General features: G+C 71.4%; 16 protein-coding genes. 7 read left to right on the forward strand and 9 right to left on the reverse strand.

Going from position 1 to position 16614, the window contains the following annotated elements:
- Window positions 1-91 precede the first annotated feature (91 nt).
- Window positions 92-739, reverse strand: a complete 648-nt coding sequence (locus OG892_RS23610; RefSeq protein WP_073732786.1) for a TetR family transcriptional regulator — start codon at window positions 737-739, stop codon at window positions 92-94.
- A gap of 344 nt (window positions 740-1083) precedes the next feature.
- Here OG892_RS23610 and OG892_RS23615 point away from each other — a divergent pair, with 344 nt between their 5' ends.
- Window positions 1084-1929, forward strand: coding sequence for a VOC family protein (locus OG892_RS23615; protein WP_327338469.1), 846 nt, complete (start codon window positions 1084-1086; stop codon window positions 1927-1929).
- 179 nt (window positions 1930-2108) lie between these two features.
- Complete coding sequence (locus OG892_RS23620; RefSeq protein WP_073732784.1) at window positions 2109-4505, forward strand: PQQ-binding-like beta-propeller repeat protein; 2397 nt, start codon at window positions 2109-2111, stop codon at window positions 4503-4505.
- Between the two features lie 70 nt (window positions 4506-4575).
- Here OG892_RS23620 and OG892_RS23625 read toward each other — a convergent pair whose 3' ends face one another.
- Window positions 4576-5181: a hypothetical protein gene (locus tag OG892_RS23625; RefSeq protein WP_328865853.1), complete on the reverse strand. Its 606-nt coding sequence runs from the start codon at window positions 5179-5181 to the stop codon at window positions 4576-4578.
- A gap of 292 nt (window positions 5182-5473) precedes the next feature.
- Between OG892_RS23625 and OG892_RS23630 the strand changes: the two genes are divergently transcribed.
- Window positions 5474-6040, forward strand: a complete 567-nt coding sequence (locus OG892_RS23630) for a hypothetical protein (protein ID WP_371630226.1) — start codon at window positions 5474-5476, stop codon at window positions 6038-6040.
- Between the two features lie 30 nt (window positions 6041-6070).
- Here OG892_RS23630 and OG892_RS23635 read toward each other — a convergent pair whose 3' ends face one another.
- The 3 genes from OG892_RS23635 to OG892_RS23645 are packed head-to-tail and all read right to left on the reverse strand — an operon-like array spanning window position 6071 to window position 8480.
- A complete protein-coding gene (locus OG892_RS23635) occupies window positions 6071-6850 on the reverse strand; it encodes an enoyl-CoA hydratase/isomerase family protein (RefSeq protein ID WP_073732782.1) in 780 nt (259 codons plus the stop codon).
- 6 nt (window positions 6851-6856) lie between these two features.
- Entirely contained in the window at window positions 6857-7297 is a 441-nt protein-coding gene (locus OG892_RS23640) for an OB-fold domain-containing protein (protein WP_327338474.1), read from the reverse strand.
- A 13-nt stretch (window positions 7298-7310) separates the two neighbouring features.
- Window positions 7311-8480, reverse strand: coding sequence for a lipid-transfer protein (locus OG892_RS23645; protein WP_371630227.1), 1170 nt, complete (start codon window positions 8478-8480; stop codon window positions 7311-7313).
- 93 nt (window positions 8481-8573) lie between these two features.
- Here OG892_RS23645 and OG892_RS23650 point away from each other — a divergent pair, with 93 nt between their 5' ends.
- Window positions 8574-10127 (forward strand): FadD3 family acyl-CoA ligase, encoded by a 1554-nt coding sequence (locus tag OG892_RS23650; protein WP_371630228.1) that lies wholly within the window; start codon window positions 8574-8576, stop codon window positions 10125-10127.
- A gap of 5 nt (window positions 10128-10132) precedes the next feature.
- Here the strand turns inward: OG892_RS23650 and OG892_RS23655 are convergent, their stop codons facing one another.
- Window positions 10133-10546 (reverse strand): type II toxin-antitoxin system VapC family toxin, encoded by a 414-nt coding sequence (locus OG892_RS23655; protein ID WP_371630229.1) that lies wholly within the window; start codon window positions 10544-10546, stop codon window positions 10133-10135.
- A complete protein-coding gene (locus OG892_RS23660) occupies window positions 10546-10881 on the reverse strand; it encodes a type II toxin-antitoxin system Phd/YefM family antitoxin (protein ID WP_073732778.1) in 336 nt (111 codons plus the stop codon). Before OG892_RS23660 ends, OG892_RS23655 begins: the two co-directional genes overlap by 1 nt.
- Window positions 10882-11004: 123 nt before the next feature.
- Between OG892_RS23660 and OG892_RS23665 the strand changes: the two genes are divergently transcribed.
- Window positions 11005-11280, forward strand: a complete 276-nt coding sequence (locus OG892_RS23665) for a hypothetical protein (RefSeq protein WP_328865848.1) — start codon at window positions 11005-11007, stop codon at window positions 11278-11280.
- Window positions 11280-11675 (forward strand): PIN domain-containing protein, encoded by a 396-nt coding sequence (locus tag OG892_RS23670; RefSeq protein WP_328865847.1) that lies wholly within the window; start codon window positions 11280-11282, stop codon window positions 11673-11675. Before OG892_RS23665 ends, OG892_RS23670 begins: the two co-directional genes overlap by 1 nt.
- A 96-nt stretch (window positions 11676-11771) precedes the next feature.
- Here the strand turns inward: OG892_RS23670 and OG892_RS23675 are convergent, their stop codons facing one another.
- Together OG892_RS23675 and OG892_RS23680 are read right to left on the reverse strand one after the other, a co-directional pair.
- Window positions 11772-11945, reverse strand: a complete 174-nt coding sequence (locus OG892_RS23675) for a hypothetical protein (protein ID WP_328865846.1) — start codon at window positions 11943-11945, stop codon at window positions 11772-11774.
- A 204-nt stretch (window positions 11946-12149) separates the two neighbouring features.
- Window positions 12150-15116 (reverse strand): BTAD domain-containing putative transcriptional regulator, encoded by a 2967-nt coding sequence (locus tag OG892_RS23680; protein WP_371630230.1) that lies wholly within the window; start codon window positions 15114-15116, stop codon window positions 12150-12152.
- 237 nt (window positions 15117-15353) lie between these two features.
- On the opposite strand from OG892_RS23680, the gene OG892_RS23685 reads away from it, so the two are divergent.
- Entirely contained in the window at window positions 15354-16580 is a 1227-nt protein-coding gene (locus tag OG892_RS23685; protein WP_328865844.1) for an amidohydrolase family protein, read from the forward strand.
- Window positions 16581-16614: the final 34 nt, after the last annotated feature.

The following is a 16614-nucleotide window of genomic DNA, read 5'->3' on the forward strand; positions in this document are numbered from 1 at the left end:
GGACCACATGCGTGGTCCGCCGTCGGTGAGACAGGACCTGGGGCGCCCGGGATCACCGCGCGTCACCCAGTACGGGATTCCGGCGCGGGCGCTACTTGGCCGGCTTCTTGCCGGTGATGCCCAGATGTACCAACAGTGCGAGGTTCGGCCGGAGTTCGGACTGCTTCACGCCCCAGGTGGTGAAGCCCTTCTGGTGCGAGGCGACCGCGGCCAGCATCGCGACCAGTGAACCGGCCATCGCCGCGGGGCTGACGTCCTTGTCCACCTTGCCCTTGGCCTGGAGCTCCTTCACCGAATCCGTAAGGGAGTTGGTGACGGAGTTGAGGATCTTCATGCGGATCTTGTAGAACCGCTTGTCGCCCTCGGCCGCGCCGAGGTCGACCACGCGCAGGATCGCGTCGTGGCGCCGCCAGAAGTCGAGGAACCCCTCGACGAGTTCTTCGGCGGTCTGCCAGCCCGATTTGCCGACCCAGGAGCGCCCGGCGACCAGTTCGGTCAGTCCGGCACCCTCCTTGGCCATTTCCTCCGCGATCTCGAGGACGGCGCCCTCGACGTCGGGGAAGTACTGATAGAAGGTCGCGGGTGAAGTCCCCGCCTTCCGGGCGACGTCGATGACTTTGACGTCCCGGTACGGCGAGGAACTGAGCATCTCGCTGAGGCAGTCGAGCAGCTTCTGCCGCGTCGCCTGTCCGCGTCGGCCGGCCACGCGGCCGTCGACGGTGCGTACTTGTCCTGTCATGCCGTCAGCTTACCGACGGGTGATCGGAGCGCGATTCGGCCGACTGCAAATGGGGAGGGGCGCAGGCGTGGTGGGGGGAGTGCGTCGGTTTCCGCCGGTGTGCCCCGCCGTGCGCCCCGCGGTCCCGTCCCCGTTGCCCACAGCCGCATTAGTATTATCAACAGCCTGTGGATAACTTCCGTGGATAACTTTCCGTGACGACGGCGATTCGAGAGTTCTGTCTCGAATGTGCGTTCGATGAATGTTCGATGCGTGTGAGGTGCGGAAGAGCCGGGGCGCGCGTGCGGCGACCCGCGGTTACGTTGGCTGTGACGAGCGTCACCGCGACGGAAGGATCCGGGCCCATGGCCGCATTCGCGCAGTCCGCGCCGTGCTGGGTGGATGTGCAGCTCCCCGACCTCGAAGCCGGCAAGCGCTTCTACGGCGAGCTCTTCGGCTGGACCTTCCGCGCGGGTGACGGTTTCCGTACGGGTGACGGCTTCCGTGCCGGTGGCGGCCCGTACGCCGACGCCCTCAGCGGCGGGGCCCTGGTCGCCGCGCTCGCCGCCAAGCAGGACGGCCGGATGCCGACCGCCTGGGGCGTCTACTTCGCGACCGACGACATCACCGCCTCCGTCGCCCGCGTCCGGGAGGCGGGCGGGCAGGTGATCACCGAACCGGTGCGGGCCGGCCGGCTGGGGGCGCTCGCCCAGGCCGCCGATCCCGGCGGCGCGGTCTTCGGGCTCTGGCAGGCGGGTGAACGCAAGGGCTTCCAGAAGCAGAACGAGCCGGGCTCCTTCTGCTGGACCGAGGTCTACACCCGGCAGAAGGACCGCGTCGACCCCTTCTACGAGCAGGTCTTCGGCTTCCGCTCCGTCGATCCGGACGAGGCCGGCCCCGGCACCCCCGGCGCCCCGGACACAGACGAGTCCCGCGTCGACTTCCGCATGTGGTCGCCGGCCGGCACGGAACCCGGGCCGGACACCGCGGTCGGCGGGCGCAGCGTCATCACCGACGCGTTCCCCGCGATGATGCCCAGCTACTTCCTCAACTACTTCGCCGTGGCGGACTGCGACGCCTCGGCCGACACCGTCGTCCGGCTCGGCGGCCGGGTCTCCGCACCGCCCTTCGACATCCCGTACGGGCGGATGGCGGTGCTCCAGGACGACCAGGGCGCCGTCTTCGCCGTACTTCAGCCACCGGTGTCCTGATACCGCCTGGAGTGATCCACGACACCCGGTTCTGCCCCCGGGTTCGCAACCGGCGCCTCGGCCAGGAACAATCGGGGTGCGCACCGTCGGGTGGCGCCCAGTGGTGAGACGCTGCACAGGGCGGGTTTTCGCGGGCCTCGGGCGACCGAGGCCCGTACGGGGAGGGTGGCAGGTAAGTGATGGAGCAGCTGACGCAGCACGACCCGAGGCGGATCGGCCCGTTCGAGGTGCTGGGGCGGCTCGGGGCCGGCGGCATGGGGCTGGTCTATCTCGCCCGCTCGGCGTCGGGCCGGCGGGTGGCGATCAAGACGGTGCGTACGGAACTGGCCGAGGACCAGCTGTTCCGGGTCCGGTTCACGCGTGAGGTGGAGGCGGCCCGCGCGGTCAGCGGCTTCTACACCGCCGCCGTCGTCGACGCCGACCCGCGCGCCGCCGTGCCCTGGCTCGCCACCGCCTACGTGCCCGCGCCCTCGCTCGAAGAAATAGTGAATGAGTGCGGACCGATGCCGACCCAGGCGGTGCGCTGGCTGGCCGCGGGCATCGCGGAGGCCCTCCAGTCCATCCACGGCGCGAAGCTCGTCCACCGCGACATGAAGCCGTCGAACGTGCTCGTCGTCGAGGACGGCCCCCGGGTCATCGACTTCGGCATCGCGTCCGGCGTCTCCAACACCCGGCTGACCATGACGAACGTCGCCGTCGGCACGCCCGCGTACATGTCGCCGGAGCAGGCGCGGGACTCGCGCAGCGTCACGGGCGCCAGTGACGTCTTCTCGCTCGGCTCGACGCTCGTCTTCGCCGCGACCGGCCATGCGCCGTTCCACGGGGCCAACCCGGTCGAGACGGTCTTCATGCTGCTGCGCGAGGGCCCCGATCTCAACGGTCTGCCCGACGATCTGCGGTCGCTGATCGAGTCCTGCATGCAGATGGACGCCTCGCGCCGGCCCACCCCCGCCGAGCTCCAGTCCCAGCTCGCCCCGCACCTCTTCGCCTCCGGCGGCGACGACAGCGGTACGGCATCGGCCTGGCTGCCGGCCTCCGCCACCGAGATGATCGAGTTGCGCCGGGGCGGCGGACGCGTGATCGCCGCACCCCCTCCCGTCCCCGCGCAGCCCCAGCCGCTGCCCGGCACGCATCCGGGGGCAGGCCGGGACACCGCCCGGCGGCCCGGGGCCACGGATCCGCGCCCTCCGGCCGTACCGCCCGTGACCCCGCCCGCGGAGGCGCCCGACGCGGGCGGTCCGGTCCTGCTCTCCGGCGCCCAGGTGCCGATCGGGCCCGGTCCGCGCGCCCAGGACGTGCGCGCCACCGCCGCCGCCGCGGAGGCGGCACCGGCGACCGGCTGGGTGCGCCCGCCCGGCGGGCCGAACGGCTCGACCACGGCCCCGACCGCCCCGGTGCCCGCTCCGGCGCACGCGCCGGACAACGCGTCCTCCGGCCCGGACCGCTGGCGGCCCTGGCGGTTCCGGATGTCGAACGACGTGTGGGGGACGCCGGTCGTCGTCGGTGAGCTCCTCTACGTCACCTCCTTCGAGGTGCACGCGCTGGACACCGGCAACGGGCGGCGCCAGTTCAAGACCCGTGACGTGGCCTGGGCGATGGCCGTGGAGGGCGGCCGGATCCACGCCTCCGACGGTCCCTCGCTCTACGCCCTGGACGCGGTCACCGGAGCCGAGCGGTGGCGGCTCCAGAGCGACGCGTGGGTGTACTCGCTCAAGGCCGACCGGGGCACGGTCGTCACCGGCACCCGGGGCGGCGGCGTCCAGGCGTGGGAGGCGTCCACCGGGGAGAAGCTCTGGGAGACCACCGGGGCGCAGACGGACTTCGAGACGGCGGAGGCCGGACCCGCGATCCATGACGGCACGGTCTACCTCTGGCAGGACGCCCGGCTGCGGGCGCTCGACGCCCGGACGGGCATCGAGCGCTGGTCGTACCCGGTGGGCGACGCGGCCTCCTGCGGCGGGGTGCCGGTCCGGGTGACCCCGGCGCCGGACGGCTACGCCTACGTCAGCGCGGGGACCCGGGTCCTCGCGCTGGACATCGGCTCGGGCCGGGTGCGCTGGCACTTCGAGTCCCCCGCGGTCTTCCTCTCGCCGCCCGCGTTCGCGCCGGGCCCCGCGGTCACCGGCGGCGGGGTGTACCTCGCGGACTACCTCGGCACGGTGTACGCGCTGGACGCCTCGACCGGCAAGGACCGCTGGCGCATCGCCACGGAGTCCCGGCAGTCGACCGAACCGGTGCTGGTGGCGACGGGCAACGTGCACGTCGGCAGCGGCAGCGCGCTGTACACGCTGGACGCGGTCACCGGCACCCCGAAGTGGCGGTTCGCCGCGGGCGGCGACGTGGTGGGCGCACCGGTCGTCGCGGACGGCCGGGTCCACTTCGGTTCGGCCGACCACGTGCTCTACACCCTGGACGCGGCGGGCGGCCAGCTCCGCTGGAAGCTCGCGACGGGCGGCGAGATCACGGGCTCTCCGGTGGCGCAGGGCGGGGTGGTGTACGCGTGCAGCAAGGACCGCTGCGTGTACGCGCTGGACGCGCTGAAGGGTACGGGGACGGGCAACAGGCCGCGTTCGTAGGGCGGGCCGCCTCCGGTGTGCGGTGCACGGCGCGGAGGGGGCCGGGTGCGCCCGGCGGGCCGCTTCGTCCTCAATCGCCGGACGGGCTTGGTTTGCCCGGAGGCGGCTCCGGGCCGACGTACGGGTCCGCTTCCGGTTCCGGCCAGGGGCTCGTCTGCACCGACGGGCCCGGCTCCCGGGTGGGCGGCCAGGTGTCGGGATCCGCGGAGCCCGGCGGCTCGTACGGCTCCGGCTGCCCGTACCGCCCCGGCCGCCCCGTACTCCGGCGCCGCCCAGACATCAGGGCCGCGCCCAGCAGGAGCAGCACCCCGCCGCCCGCCGCGATCGCGACCCCCTGCTGGATTCCGGAACCGTCGCCGGTGACCGTGAGTTCGCCGGCCGCCTGGCCCTGCCGGACCATCCAGAACACGGTGAACCCGAGGACCACCACGCCCGCGAGGGCGACCAGCAGCCGGGACCGCAGGACCACGCCGAGGACCGTCACGACCGCGGCGAAGGCGAAGGGCAGCAGGAGCGAACCGAACAGGCCCGGGTGCGCCGCGGTGATGCCGGTGAAGAGGTCGTCGATCCGGTAGTGCCGCCCGAGGCGGCCGTCGTACCAGTCACGGAAGGGGCTCAGCACGGCGGCCGCCGCTCCGGCGAGAGCGACGATCGAGCCGAGGACGTTACGGATCATCTCCGGCCTCCAGCGGGACGCGCGGGGCGCCACCGGCCGGTGGCGCGGAACAGCACCGCTCTCGCTTCCCGACGCTACGCCGGGCGGATGACCCCCGCCACCAGACGGCGACGGACCGGCTGTGGGCAGGCCCGTCGCCGGACCATGACGAGACCGTGACAGGGCCATGACCGGGCTGCCGATCGAAACCGGCCATGCTGTGCGCTACGGTGTCGCGCGGCTGTCCGGCCCCGGGGCCGGACAGCGGCACGGCACCGAACAACTGAATCACCACACAAGGGGGGCGGCATCGATGATGCGGCAGCACATGAAACTGACAGTGGTCCTCGTCGCGGTGGTCCTCGCGCTGACCGGCTTCTCCAGCTCCAGCCACGGACACGGCAGCAAGAGCGGCAGCAAGAGCCGGAAGTCCAGCAGCGGCGGCAGCAGCAGCAGCGGCGGCGGGTGCTCCAACTCCAAGAAGAGCAACGGCACTTACCACGACACCGACTCCGACTACGACGATGACAACTACTCGTCCGGCAGCTCGTCCAACGACTCCACCTACGACACGGCGACCCCCACCGCCACCGCGACGGACGCGCCCCGCGCATACGTCTTCCGCTGCGCGGCACCCCGCAAGGGCAAGCGCAAGGCCGTCACCACCTCCACCGTGCGGCTCACCGCGAACGCCGTCGGCAGCCACACGTACGAGGTCGACGTGAGCTTCCTCGACGCACGGGGCGCCACCATCGACACCGGTGAGGCGACCGTGGACGCCGACGGCGGCGACACGAAGACCGTCTCCGTCCGGATGGACAGCCCGAGCAAGGTCTCTCGGGTGAAGAAGTGCTCGGTCACCGCAGAGCTCACGTACTGACGGTGAGGGACACCGCCACCGGCTCAGCTCTCACCTGATCCGGGGCTCACCGCCGCCCCTGCCCCGCCCCTCGAACAGCTCGGCCTGCCGCTCAGGCGCCAGGTTCCCGAGCGCGATCAGGTGCGGGGCATGGGCCAGCGCCTGCGTCCTCGCCGCCTCCTTCGCCGACCAGACGGCCCGTACCGTCCCCTGCACCGCCGCCGTCGGGTACGAGGCGATGACCGCCGCCGCCCGCAGCGCCGCCGGCACCGCGCCACCGGCCCCGGTCACCTCGCTGACCAGCCCGGTCTCGTACGCACGCCGGGCCGACACCCGCTCGGCCGTCCCCATCAGGGACATCCTGGCCACCTCACCGAACGGCATCCGCTGCGCCATCGAGATCGCCTCGTACGCGCTGACCATGCCGTACGTGGTGTGCGGATCGAAGAACGTCGCCTCCTCGGACGCGATGACGAACTCCGCCTCGCCCAGCAGGTAGAACGCCCCGCCGCAGGCCATCCCCTCCACGGCCGCGATCACCGGCTTCCACAGGTCGTTGGCCTTCGGCCCGATCGCGATCAGCGGATCGTCGATCGTGTACGGGGACGGGGGCTGCGGGACGTCCACGCCCCGGTCGATCCCGGTGCAGAACGCCCGGCCGCCCGCGCCGGTCAGCACGACCGCCCGCACCTCGTCGTCGTACCGGAACGCCCGCCAGGCGGCGACGAGTTCCGCGGCCGTCGCGAGGTCGATCGCGTTGAGCCGCTCCGGCCGGTCCAGGGTGAGCAGCGCGACCCCGGTCCCCTTGTCCGTCTCCGTGCGCAGCGCCATCGCCCCTCACCGCTCCAGCAGCCAGCGGACCATGGTCACTTCGGGGGAGACGGGGCAGAAGACCGCCTTCACCCCGGCCCCGATCCGCAGCCGTTCCGGATCGACGGAGTTCAGCGGTGCGTCGGGCCCGCTGACCACGTTGCCGACCAGCCGGATCTCGGGGGCGTCGGCCAGTTCGACCACCACCGCGTTGTACGGGGCCTGCTCGGCGTAGGCGGGCAGCAGTGGCGGGTGCGGCAGCACGTACGACCAGATGCGGCCGCGCCCGCTCATCGCCCGCCACTCGCTCTCGAACGACTGGCAGTGCGGGCAGCACGGCCGGGGCGGGAAGCGGAGCCGTCCGCAGTCGGGTGCGGCGCACGCCTGGACGCGCAGTTCACCACGGGCCGCGTACTCCCAGAAGGGCGCGCCGTCCTCGTCGACGACGGGCAGCAGCAGTCCATCCATCTCGAATCGCTCCTCAGTTCCTCAGCAGTACGGCGGACGTGGGCACGCCCTCCCCGGCGGTGACCAGACAGGTCGAGGCGTCGGGGACCTGGGCGGTGGAGACGCCGCGCAGTTGCTTCACGCCCTCGTTGATGAGGTTGAAGCCGTGCACGTACCCCTCGCTGAGCCCGCCGCCGCCCGTGTTGATCGGGAGCCGGCCGCCGCTCTCCAGCGCCCCGCCCTCGGTGAAGGAGGCGCCCTCGCCGCGCCCGCAGAACCCGTACCCCTCCAGGGAGAGCGGGATGAGCGGGGTGAACGCGTCGTATATCTGGGCGACATCGACGTCGTCCGGTCCGAAGTCGGCCTGCTTCCACAGCTGTCGGGCGGCGGCCCAGGCCGGTCCGGTGAGCGGGTCGTCGTTCCAGTAGTTGACCATCCCGTGGTGCTGGGCGGGCAGTCCCTGGGCGACGGAGTGGAGGTAGACGGGCTTCTGCCGGCAGTCGCGGGCCCGTTCCGCGGAGACGATGACGCAGGCCAGCGCGCCGTCCGTCTCCAGGCAGTTGTCGAAGAGGCAGAGCGGTTCACTGATCCAGCGCGAGGTCATATACATGTCGCGGGTCAGCGGGCGCTCGTACATCACGGCGTCGGGGTTCTGGTTGGCCCGGTTGCGGCAGGCCAGCGCGACGTTGAAGAGGTGGTCGCGGGTCGCCCCGTACTCGTGCATGTACCGGCGGGCCAGCATGCCGATCTCGTCGGCGGGCCGCAGCAGCCCGTACGGCCGGGTCCACTGGGCGGGGGTGGGCAGCTGCACGGCGGTGTTCTTCCAGGGCCGTGGCCCGGAGCCGCGTTTCCGGGACCGCCAGGCGACCCCGACACTCGCCTGGCCGGTGGCGACGGCGGCAGCGAGGTGCGCGAGCGTCGCACAGGAGCCGCCGCCCCCGTACCCCACCTTGCTGAAGAAGGTCACGTCACCGGCCCCGATGGACTTGGCGACCTCGACCTCGTCGGTCTCCTCCATCGTGTACGAGGCGAACGCGTCCACCTCCGACGCGGCGATGCCCGCGTCGTCGAGCGCCGCGACGATGGCCCGGCAGGCCAGGGTCTTCTCCGATTCGGGCAGATGCTTCGCGAACCGCGTCTGCCCTATCCCGGCTATCGCTGTCTTGTCCCTGAGCGTCGCCACCGCCACCTCCGAAGCCGTCATGACTGCTGACAGCGGAGGAGGCTACAGCTAATCTGACGGATAGTCAGCTACTGCGGTCGGCAGGGCCGTTCGGACCGAGACGGAGGGCACGAGATGCGCGGCGACGAGGAATGGTCCACCGTCCCGAACCTGGTGCGGGAGGCGGCGCGGCGCTACGGCGACCGCGAGGCGGTGGCCGAGGGCCGCACCAGGATCACGTACACGGAACTCGGTGAACGCGTGGAGCGGGCCGCCGCCGCGTGCATGGCCTCGGGGGTGGAACCGGGGGACCGGGTGGCGGTCTGGGCGCCCAACACCCTGGACTGGATCGTCTCCGCGCTGGGCGCGGTGACCGCGGGCGCCGTCCTGGTGCCGCTCAACACCCGCTTCAAGGGGACGGAGGCGGCGTACATCCTGGAGCGCAGCCGGGCGAAACTGCTCTTCGTCACGGGCACCTTCCTCGGCACGTCGTACGTGGCGTCCCTGCGCCGGGCCGACATCGAACTCCCGTACCTGGAAACGGTGGTCGTCCTCGCCGACACCGCCCCCGCCGACTACGTCACCTGGAAGGACTTCCTGGCCTCCGGCGAGGGGATCTCTCCGGAGCGGGTACGGGAACGGGCCGACGCCATCGCCCCGTCCGCCCCCTCCGACATCATCTACACCTCGGGCACCACGGGACGGCCCAAGGGCGCGGTCATCAGCCACGCCCAGACCCTGCGCTGCTACGAGATATGGAGCGAGCTGGCCGGTCTGCGCGAGGGCGACCGCTATCTGATCGTGAACCCGTTCTTCCACACCTTCGGCTACAAGGCGGGCGTGATCGCCTGCCTGATGCGGGGCGCGACGATGATCCCGCAGCCGGTCTTCAACGTGGACACGGTCCTCGCCAACATCGCCGCCGAGCGCATCTCGGTCCTGCCCGGCCCGCCCACCCTCCACCAGTCGCTCCTGGACCACCCGGCCCGCTCCACCCACGACCTGTCGGCGCTCCGCCTGGTGGTGACGGGCGCGGCGGTGGTCCCGCTCCAGCTGGTGGAGCGGCTGCGCACCGAGCTGGGCATAGCCACGGTCCTGACCGCCTACGGCCTCTCCGAGGCGAGCGGCATCGTGTCGATGTGCCGCCGCGGCGACCCGGCCCGGACCATCGCCGCCACCTCCGGCCGCGCGATCCCCGGCACCGAGATCCGCGTCCTGGCGGCCCCCGGCGAACCGGGCGAGGTCCTGGTCCGGGGCTTCAACGTGATGCGCGGCTACTTCGAGGACCCGGAGACCACGGCCGCCACGATCACCCCGGACGGCTGGCTCCACACCGGCGACATCGGCGTCCTGGACCCGGACGGCAGCCTGCGGATCACGGACCGGATCAAGGACATGTTCATCGTCGGCGGCTTCAACGCCTACCCCGCGGAGATCGAACAGCTCCTGGGCCTGCACCCGGACGTCGCCGACATCGCGGTCATCGGCATCCCCGACCCCCGCCTCGGCGAGGTCGGCAAGGCGTACGCGGTCCGCCGTCCGGGCGCCACGGTGACCGCCGACGACCTGATCGCCTGGTCGCGGCGCGAGATGGCGAACTACAAGGTGCCGAGGGCGGTGGAGTTCGTCAGCGAGCTCCCGCGCAACGCGAGCGGCAAGGTGGTGAAGGGGGAGCTGCGGGGGCGCTGACGCTCTCAGCCCGCCCCGGGGCACGCGACGGGCAGGCCCAGTTCCCGTGCCGACTCGACCAGCCTCTTGTCGTAGACGACGAACGAGAGGAGAGCCCTGCCCAGCCCCTGTGCGGCGGCCAGGTGCAGGGCGTCCAGGGAGCGGAGCCGGTTGCCGGGAGACAGCTGTCCCGCGCGGTCGAAGAGAAGCGGCGGCATCCGGACGAGCGCGCTCTCGTCGAGCCATTCCTCGGCTTCGGCGGCGACATCGAGCCCGGCATGCGCGGCGTGCAGGGCACGCCGGACCTCTGTCCGCGTGAGATCGCAGGTCAGGACGGTGGCAGACCCCTGGGTGGAGAGCCACGCTTTGAGAGCGGCGGATTCGGACTCTTCCTTGAACAGCTTGAGCGCCGCGGAGGTGTCCAGATAGATGAAACGCATCAGCGCCCTTCCCCGCCGTCCTGGGCGTCGCGCAGCTCTTCCAGGGCCTGGGTGAGCGGCACGTCGGCGGCGGTCGAGGGAGCGGTCCGGACGCGTGCCGTCTGGGCGGCGGTGCGGGCGCGGCTGAGCTCCGTGAGATCGATCAGTCCGTCCGCGACGGCCTGGTTGACCGCTTCCTCGGCAGGATCCGGAGGGACTATCCGCGCCACTGTCCGGCCGTGCCGGGTGACGGTGAACGTCTCCCCGTGCTCCAGCCGCACGAGGACGGCCGCGGCGTTCCGCTGAAGATCGCGGACGGTGATCCGGGTGTCGTGGCTGTGCGGCTCGCTGTCCATGTCGTACAGGGTAGGGGAGTGTGCGGCGGGTGGCGAGATTGTGCGTCAATGAGGCTTGGGTCCTGTCACTCCATGGGGTGAGGCTGGTGGCGGGGCGCGCTTGCTCTCGGTATGGTGATAGGTATGGCAACCAAGAAATACACGGTCACCCTGCCGGAGGAGCTGGCGGAGGAGATCCGGAGCGAGGTGGGGTCGGGGGCGTTCAGTGCCTATGTCACGCGTGCGATAGAGCGTCAGCGTGAGCATGACCGGCTGGGGGAGCTGGTGGATCGGCTACTGAAGGAGGGCGGACCACTGAGCGAGGTGGAGGAGGCCGCCGCCGACAAGGAGATGCGCGACATCGAGCGCTGGTTCGACGAGCGTGAACCCGGCGCTGACCGGCCGGCGGATGCTGCTTAATGCCCGAGATGACGTATGTCTTGGACAGCGAGGCCTTGTCCAAGATCGCCCTGAACGACCGGGCGATGTCCGTGACGCTCGCCAGGGCCCACCAGTCGAGCGTCCGTGTGGTGACGAGTTCGATGACGCTCATCGAGGCATATCACAGCAGGATCCGGCAGCCCATCTGGGACTGGGCAATGTCGCGGGTCGTGGTGGAGCCGGTCACCAAGGACATCGCCGACGAGGCGATCCGCCTCCTCAGGTCCACCGGCCTGCACGGTCACAAGTACGCTATCGACGCGGCGCTCGCGGTCATCGCGGGGCGGCAGCGGGGCCGGGTGGTGGTCTTCACCTCGGACGAGGACGACATGGGGAAGTTGTGTAGGGCGAGGGTGCTGGTGCGCGGGGTGTAGGGCCCTGCCCGACCGGTGTGCGGACATGCCGCGGCCGCGACGGCTCCCCCTCCGCGCCGCCGCGGCCGTGCCCCCGTGCCCCCGTGCGGGTTTGGTCTACTTGGGCTTCGGCGCCGAGGCGTGGGCGTCGAGCGTGGTGATCTTCTCGCCCGAGGCGTGTGCGTCAGCCGGCTTGAGGGGCTCGCTCGAAGCGTGAGCGTCCTGGGTGGTGATTTCCTCGTCCGAGGCGTGCGCGTCGGTCGGCTTGATGATGCCGCTGTTGTCGGCCATGAAGGTCAACTCCTGAAAGCGTGGACGTAATGGATGGGGTGCCCGTCCGGCGGTTCCCCCGTGGATCGCCGGACGGGCATTCCAGGGCCGTTCACCCTAACGGTGAGGCCACACCACGATCCGCCTGCCCCCCGACGCGACGGATCGATGAGTAAGAGAGTGGCCCGGGGCGATAAACGAATGATGAACGCGGCTGCCCGAACCTCAGACCATGGAAGCCGGGTGGAGAAGGGCACGCACATCGTCTGCTTCGGACGACCCCAACTCCTCGAAGACCGTGAGTGCTTCCAGCCAGCAGGCCTGCGCACGGTCGGTCTGGCCGAGAGGTGTGAGGCTGAGGCCGAGCACGGTCAGGATGTTCGCCCGTCGCCACTCCCCGCCGATCCCGTGCAGGACGGCAAGGGCCTGTTCCGCCTGTGAGGCGGCCTGTGCGTGCTGACGGTCCGCCAGGTCGACTTCCGACAGCCGGAACAGCGTCATGCCCTGCCAGAACCGCTGGCGGCTCTCGCGGAAGACTGTCAGGGCCTCGGTGAGTACCTGACGTGCCTCTGCGGTCCGGCCCGCTCCGGTGAGGGCCAGACCGAGTGCGTACTTCCCGTTGGCCAGCCGGAGCGCCTGTTCCCGTCCGCCCGACTCGTAGAGGGAGATGCCCTGTCGGGCCAGCTCCACCGCACTGGTCTTACGGTCCGTGGCCAGGTGGACCCTGGACATGTTGCACAGTGCCGACGCTTCGCCCGACGTGTTCCGGTCGGCGCGGAAGGCGCTCAGGGCCTGGGCGAAGTGGGCCTCGGCCTCAGGGTGCCGGTTCTCGTACAGGGCGATGATCCCGAGCTGGTTGGGCGCTTGACTGGAGGAGACCGGGTCTCCGGCGGCGAGTCCCAGTTCCAGGGCACGCCGCGCATCGCTCTCCGCGTCGGCGAACCGCCCCGAAATGCTGTGGACGTGCGTCAGCATGGTGCGGGCGCGGCCTTCCGCCTGAACGTCGCCCGCCGCCTGCGCGGCCTCGGAGACCGCCGTCGCCGCCTGGGTGAACTGATGCGAATTCGCCCCTGACTCGCCCAGGTCCACGGCAGCCATGAGGAGATCGGCGGCCTTGCGGAGCATGCCATGTGTCGCGGATTGCCGGGCGCACGCGAGCACCCCGCTGGACTCGCTGAAGAGCCAGTCCAGCGCTTCCGCCGGCGTCGAGAACGGCAGGCCCGGCCGGCCCGTGGGCTCGAAGTGGTCGAGCACCCGCTCCCCCGGCCGCTCCAGCGCGTACACCCCCGCGGCCGTCGCCAGGTAGAAGTCCAGCAGCCGCGACAACGCAGACTCCCGCTCCTGCGGGGCCTCCTCGTCCCGCTCCGCGCAGGAACGCGCGTAGAGGCGGACCAGGTCGTGGTAGCGGTAGCGGCCCGGCGCGGCGGACTCCAGCAGGGAGGTGTCGACCAGGGCCTCCAGGAGGTCCTCCGCCGCGTGGGTCTCCAGGTTCAGCAGGGCGGCCGCGGCGGCGAGGGAGATGTCGGGGCCGTCCGCCAGGCCCAGGAGGCGGAAGGCGCGGGCCTGGGCGGGCTCCAGCTGGCCGTAGCCGAGTTCGAAGGTGGCCTTCACCGCGAGGTCGCCCGCCTGGAGTTCGTCCAGCCGGCGGCGTTCGTCCGCGAGCTTGGCGGCCAGGACCGAGACCGTCCAGGTGCGGCGGGCGGCCAGCCGGGAGGCGGCGATGCGGATGGCGAGCGGGAGGAATCCGCAGGCGGCGACCACGTCGAGGGCGGCCTCGCGCTCGGAGTTGATGCGCTCCTCGCCCACGATGCGGGTGAAGAGCTGGAGCGCCTCCTCCGGCGACATCACGTCCAGGTCGACCAGGTGCGCGCCCGCCAGGTCGACCATCCGGACCCGGCTGGTGACCAGTGCCGCGCAGCCCGCCGTGCCCGGGAGCAGCGGGCGGATCTGGGCCGCGTCGTGGGCGTTGTCCAGGAGGATCAGGATGCGGCGGCCGTCGAGCGTGGAGCGGTAGAGCGCGGCGCGTTCGTCGAGGGAGTCGGGGATCGCGGAGTCCGCCGTGCCCAGGGCGCGCAGGAACGCGCCGAGCACCGTCTCCGGTTCTGCGGTGCGGGAGCCCGCGCCCTGGAGGTCGACGTACAGCTGGCCGTCCGGGAAGTGCGGGCGGGCCTGGTGGGCGACGTGCACGGCCAGGGTCGTCTTGCCGACGCCGCCGATGCCCGCGAGGGCGGAGACGGCCATCACGGAGCCCTCCGCGGTGGCGAGCCGGTCGCCCAGTTCGCGGACGAAGGAGGCGCGGCCGGTGAAGTCCGGCACGGTGGCCGGGAGCTGGGCCGGGCGGACCGGGGCGGCGGCCTGGACCGGCTCGTCGGCCGGGCGGGCCAGCTCCTCGTCGGCCTGGAGGATGCGCTGCTGGAGCTGGGCCAGCTCGGGGCGCGGGTCCACGCCCAGTTCCTCGGCGAGCAGCCGGCGGGTGTCCGCGTACACCGCGAGGGCCTCGGCCTGCCGCCCGCTGCGGTACAGGGCCACCATCAGCAGCTCGCGCAGCCGTTCGCGCAGTGGGTGCGCGGCGGTGAGCGCGGTCAGTTCGGAGACCGCCTCCGCGTGGCAGCCGACCTCCAGGTCCAGATCCAGCCGGGTCTCGGTCAGCTGGAGGCGCCACTCCTCCAGCCTGGTGCGCTGGTTCTCCGCGTACGGTCCGGGCACCGAGGCCAGCGCCTCGCCGTCCCACAGGGCGAGCGCCTTGTTCAGCAGCACCCTGGCCCGGGGACGGTCACCCGCGGCGCGGGCCTTGTCCGCTCCGGCGGCCAGTTCCTCGGCCACGGTCACATCGAGCGCGTCGGGCCCGGTGCGCATCGCGTACCCGCCGGAGTCGCTCGCCAGGGTCTGCGGACCCAGGACCTTGCGGAGCCGGGAGGCGTACGTGCGTACGGCGGCCAGCGCCTGGGAGGGCGGCTCGTCGCCCCAGATGGCGTCGATGAGTTCACCGGCCGTCGCGGTGTGGCCGCCCCGCAGCAGCAGGGCCGACAGCAGGGCGCGCTGTTGCGGCGAACCGGACGGCAGCGTCTCGTCACCCCGCCGGGCCCGTACCGGTCCGAGCACGGAGAAGCGCAGCTCTGTACCGTCCGTCGGCTGCCGCTCCGGAGCTCGTTGTTCCGGAACACGCACCCGTGACCCGTCGTCACGGCCCATTGCCGCCTCCTGTCCTGCTCTCTGCGCACTGCCCAGTGCCGCACCGAACATGTCGGGACACCGCCGAGGAGATCCGGATTGCTCCATACCGTTCGTATCGCCGTCAACAGTCTGCCTTGTGAAGGGCGGACACGTCAGCAGTGGGTGACTGTCTGCACGAGCCCTCGACAACGATTGTGGAACGGAGCCTCGCACAGATTGCTGACGGTTCGTCAGATCAGCGCTACCGTGGAACGCATGGAGACCTTCCCGAAGATCATCTCGGTGGACGACCACACGGTGGAGCCCCCTCATGTCTGGCGGGACCGGCTCCCGTCCAAGTACGCGGACTCCGGTCCGCGCATCGTCCGGGCGCCGCTCAAGGAAATGACGTTCATGGGCGGAAAGTTCGCGCCCGTGATGGGTGCGAAGGGCGACGACGGCCCGATCGGTGACTGGTGGGTGTACGAGGACCTGCACCGCCCGCTCACCCGCCTCGACACCTCCGTCGGCTACGACAGGGACGAGATAAAGCTCGAAGTAATCACGTACGAGCAGATGCGCCCCGGTTCGTTCTCGGTGCCGGAGCGGCTCGCCGACATGGACGTCAACCACGTGCAGTCCGCCCTCTGCTTCCCGACCTTCCCCCGCTTCTGCGGCCAGACCTTCACCGAAGCGAAGGACCGCGAACTCGGCCTGCTCGGTGTGCGCGCGTACAACGACTGGATGGTCGACGAGTGGTGCGGCCCGGACGCGCACGGCCGGCTCATCCCGCTCACCCTGGTCCCGCTCTGGGACGCGCAGTTGGCCGCGGAGGAGGTCAGGCGCAACGCGGCGCGCGGGGTGCGTGCGGTGGCGTTCTCCGAAATACCTCCACATCTCGGACTGCCGTCCATTCATACGGACGAGTGGGATCCGTTCCTGCGGGCCTGCGACGAGACGGGGACGGTGATCGCCATGCACATCGGCTCGTCCTCGAAGATGCCGTCCACCTCGGCCGACGCCCCGCCCGCCGTCGGTTCCACCATCACCTTCGCCAACTGCTGCTTCTCGATGGTCGACTGGCTGATGAGCGGCAAGTTCGAGCGCTTCCCGAACCTGCGGATCATGTACGCGGAGGGGCAGATCGGCTGGATTCCGTACATCCTGGAACGCGCCGACGTGGTCTGGGAGGAGAACCGGGGCTGGGGCGGGGTCGCGGACAAGGTCCACCGGCCGCCGTCGGAGCTGTTCACCGAGCACGTCTACGGCTGCTTCTTCGACGACGCCTTCGGGCTGAAGAACCTGGACGCGATCGGCGTCGCCAACGTGCTGTACGAGACGGACTACCCGCACTCCGACTCGACCTGGCCCAAGTCCCGCGAGGTCGGGGAGGAGCAGATGGGGCACCTGGACGCGGACGTGGTGGACCGCATCGTGCGCCGCAACGCGATCGATCTGCTCGGGCTCACTGCCGACGGGCTGTGGGCGGGACCCGGGGCGTAGGGGCGGCGGGACCCGGCGCGCAGGAGGGGTGGGG

The sequence above is a fragment of the Streptomyces sp. NBC_00341 genome (assembly GCF_041435055.1).
In the GTDB taxonomy this organism is placed as follows: domain Bacteria; phylum Actinomycetota; class Actinomycetes; order Streptomycetales; family Streptomycetaceae; genus Streptomyces.

Coding starts and splice junctions, on each gene's coding strand:
- OG892_RS23610 (WP_073732786.1), bottom strand. CDS start 739: ATGACAGGACAAGTACGCACCGTCGACGGCCGCGTGGCCGGCCGACGC.
- OG892_RS23615 (WP_327338469.1), top strand. CDS start 1,084: ATGGCCGCATTCGCGCAGTCCGCGCCGTGCTGGGTGGATGTGCAGCTC.
- OG892_RS23620 (WP_073732784.1), top strand. CDS start 2,109: ATGGAGCAGCTGACGCAGCACGACCCGAGGCGGATCGGCCCGTTCGAG.
- OG892_RS23625 (WP_328865853.1), bottom strand. CDS start 5,181: ATGATCCGTAACGTCCTCGGCTCGATCGTCGCTCTCGCCGGAGCGGCG.
- OG892_RS23630 (WP_371630226.1), top strand. CDS start 5,474: ATGATGCGGCAGCACATGAAACTGACAGTGGTCCTCGTCGCGGTGGTC.
- OG892_RS23635 (WP_073732782.1), bottom strand. CDS start 6,850: ATGGCGCTGCGCACGGAGACGGACAAGGGGACCGGGGTCGCGCTGCTC.
- OG892_RS23640 (WP_327338474.1), bottom strand. CDS start 7,297: ATGGATGGACTGCTGCTGCCCGTCGTCGACGAGGACGGCGCGCCCTTC.
- OG892_RS23645 (WP_371630227.1), bottom strand. CDS start 8,480: ATGACGGCTTCGGAGGTGGCGGTGGCGACGCTCAGGGACAAGACAGCG.
- OG892_RS23650 (WP_371630228.1), top strand. CDS start 8,574: ATGCGCGGCGACGAGGAATGGTCCACCGTCCCGAACCTGGTGCGGGAG.
- OG892_RS23655 (WP_371630229.1), bottom strand. CDS start 10,546: ATGCGTTTCATCTATCTGGACACCTCCGCGGCGCTCAAGCTGTTCAAG.
- OG892_RS23660 (WP_073732778.1), bottom strand. CDS start 10,881: ATGGACAGCGAGCCGCACAGCCACGACACCCGGATCACCGTCCGCGAT.
- OG892_RS23665 (WP_328865848.1), top strand. CDS start 11,005: ATGGCAACCAAGAAATACACGGTCACCCTGCCGGAGGAGCTGGCGGAG.
- OG892_RS23670 (WP_328865847.1), top strand. CDS start 11,280: ATGCCCGAGATGACGTATGTCTTGGACAGCGAGGCCTTGTCCAAGATC.
- OG892_RS23675 (WP_328865846.1), bottom strand. CDS start 11,945: ATGGCCGACAACAGCGGCATCATCAAGCCGACCGACGCGCACGCCTCG.
- OG892_RS23680 (WP_371630230.1), bottom strand. CDS start 15,116: ATGGGCCGTGACGACGGGTCACGGGTGCGTGTTCCGGAACAACGAGCT.
- OG892_RS23685 (WP_328865844.1), top strand. CDS start 15,354: ATGGAGACCTTCCCGAAGATCATCTCGGTGGACGACCACACGGTGGAG.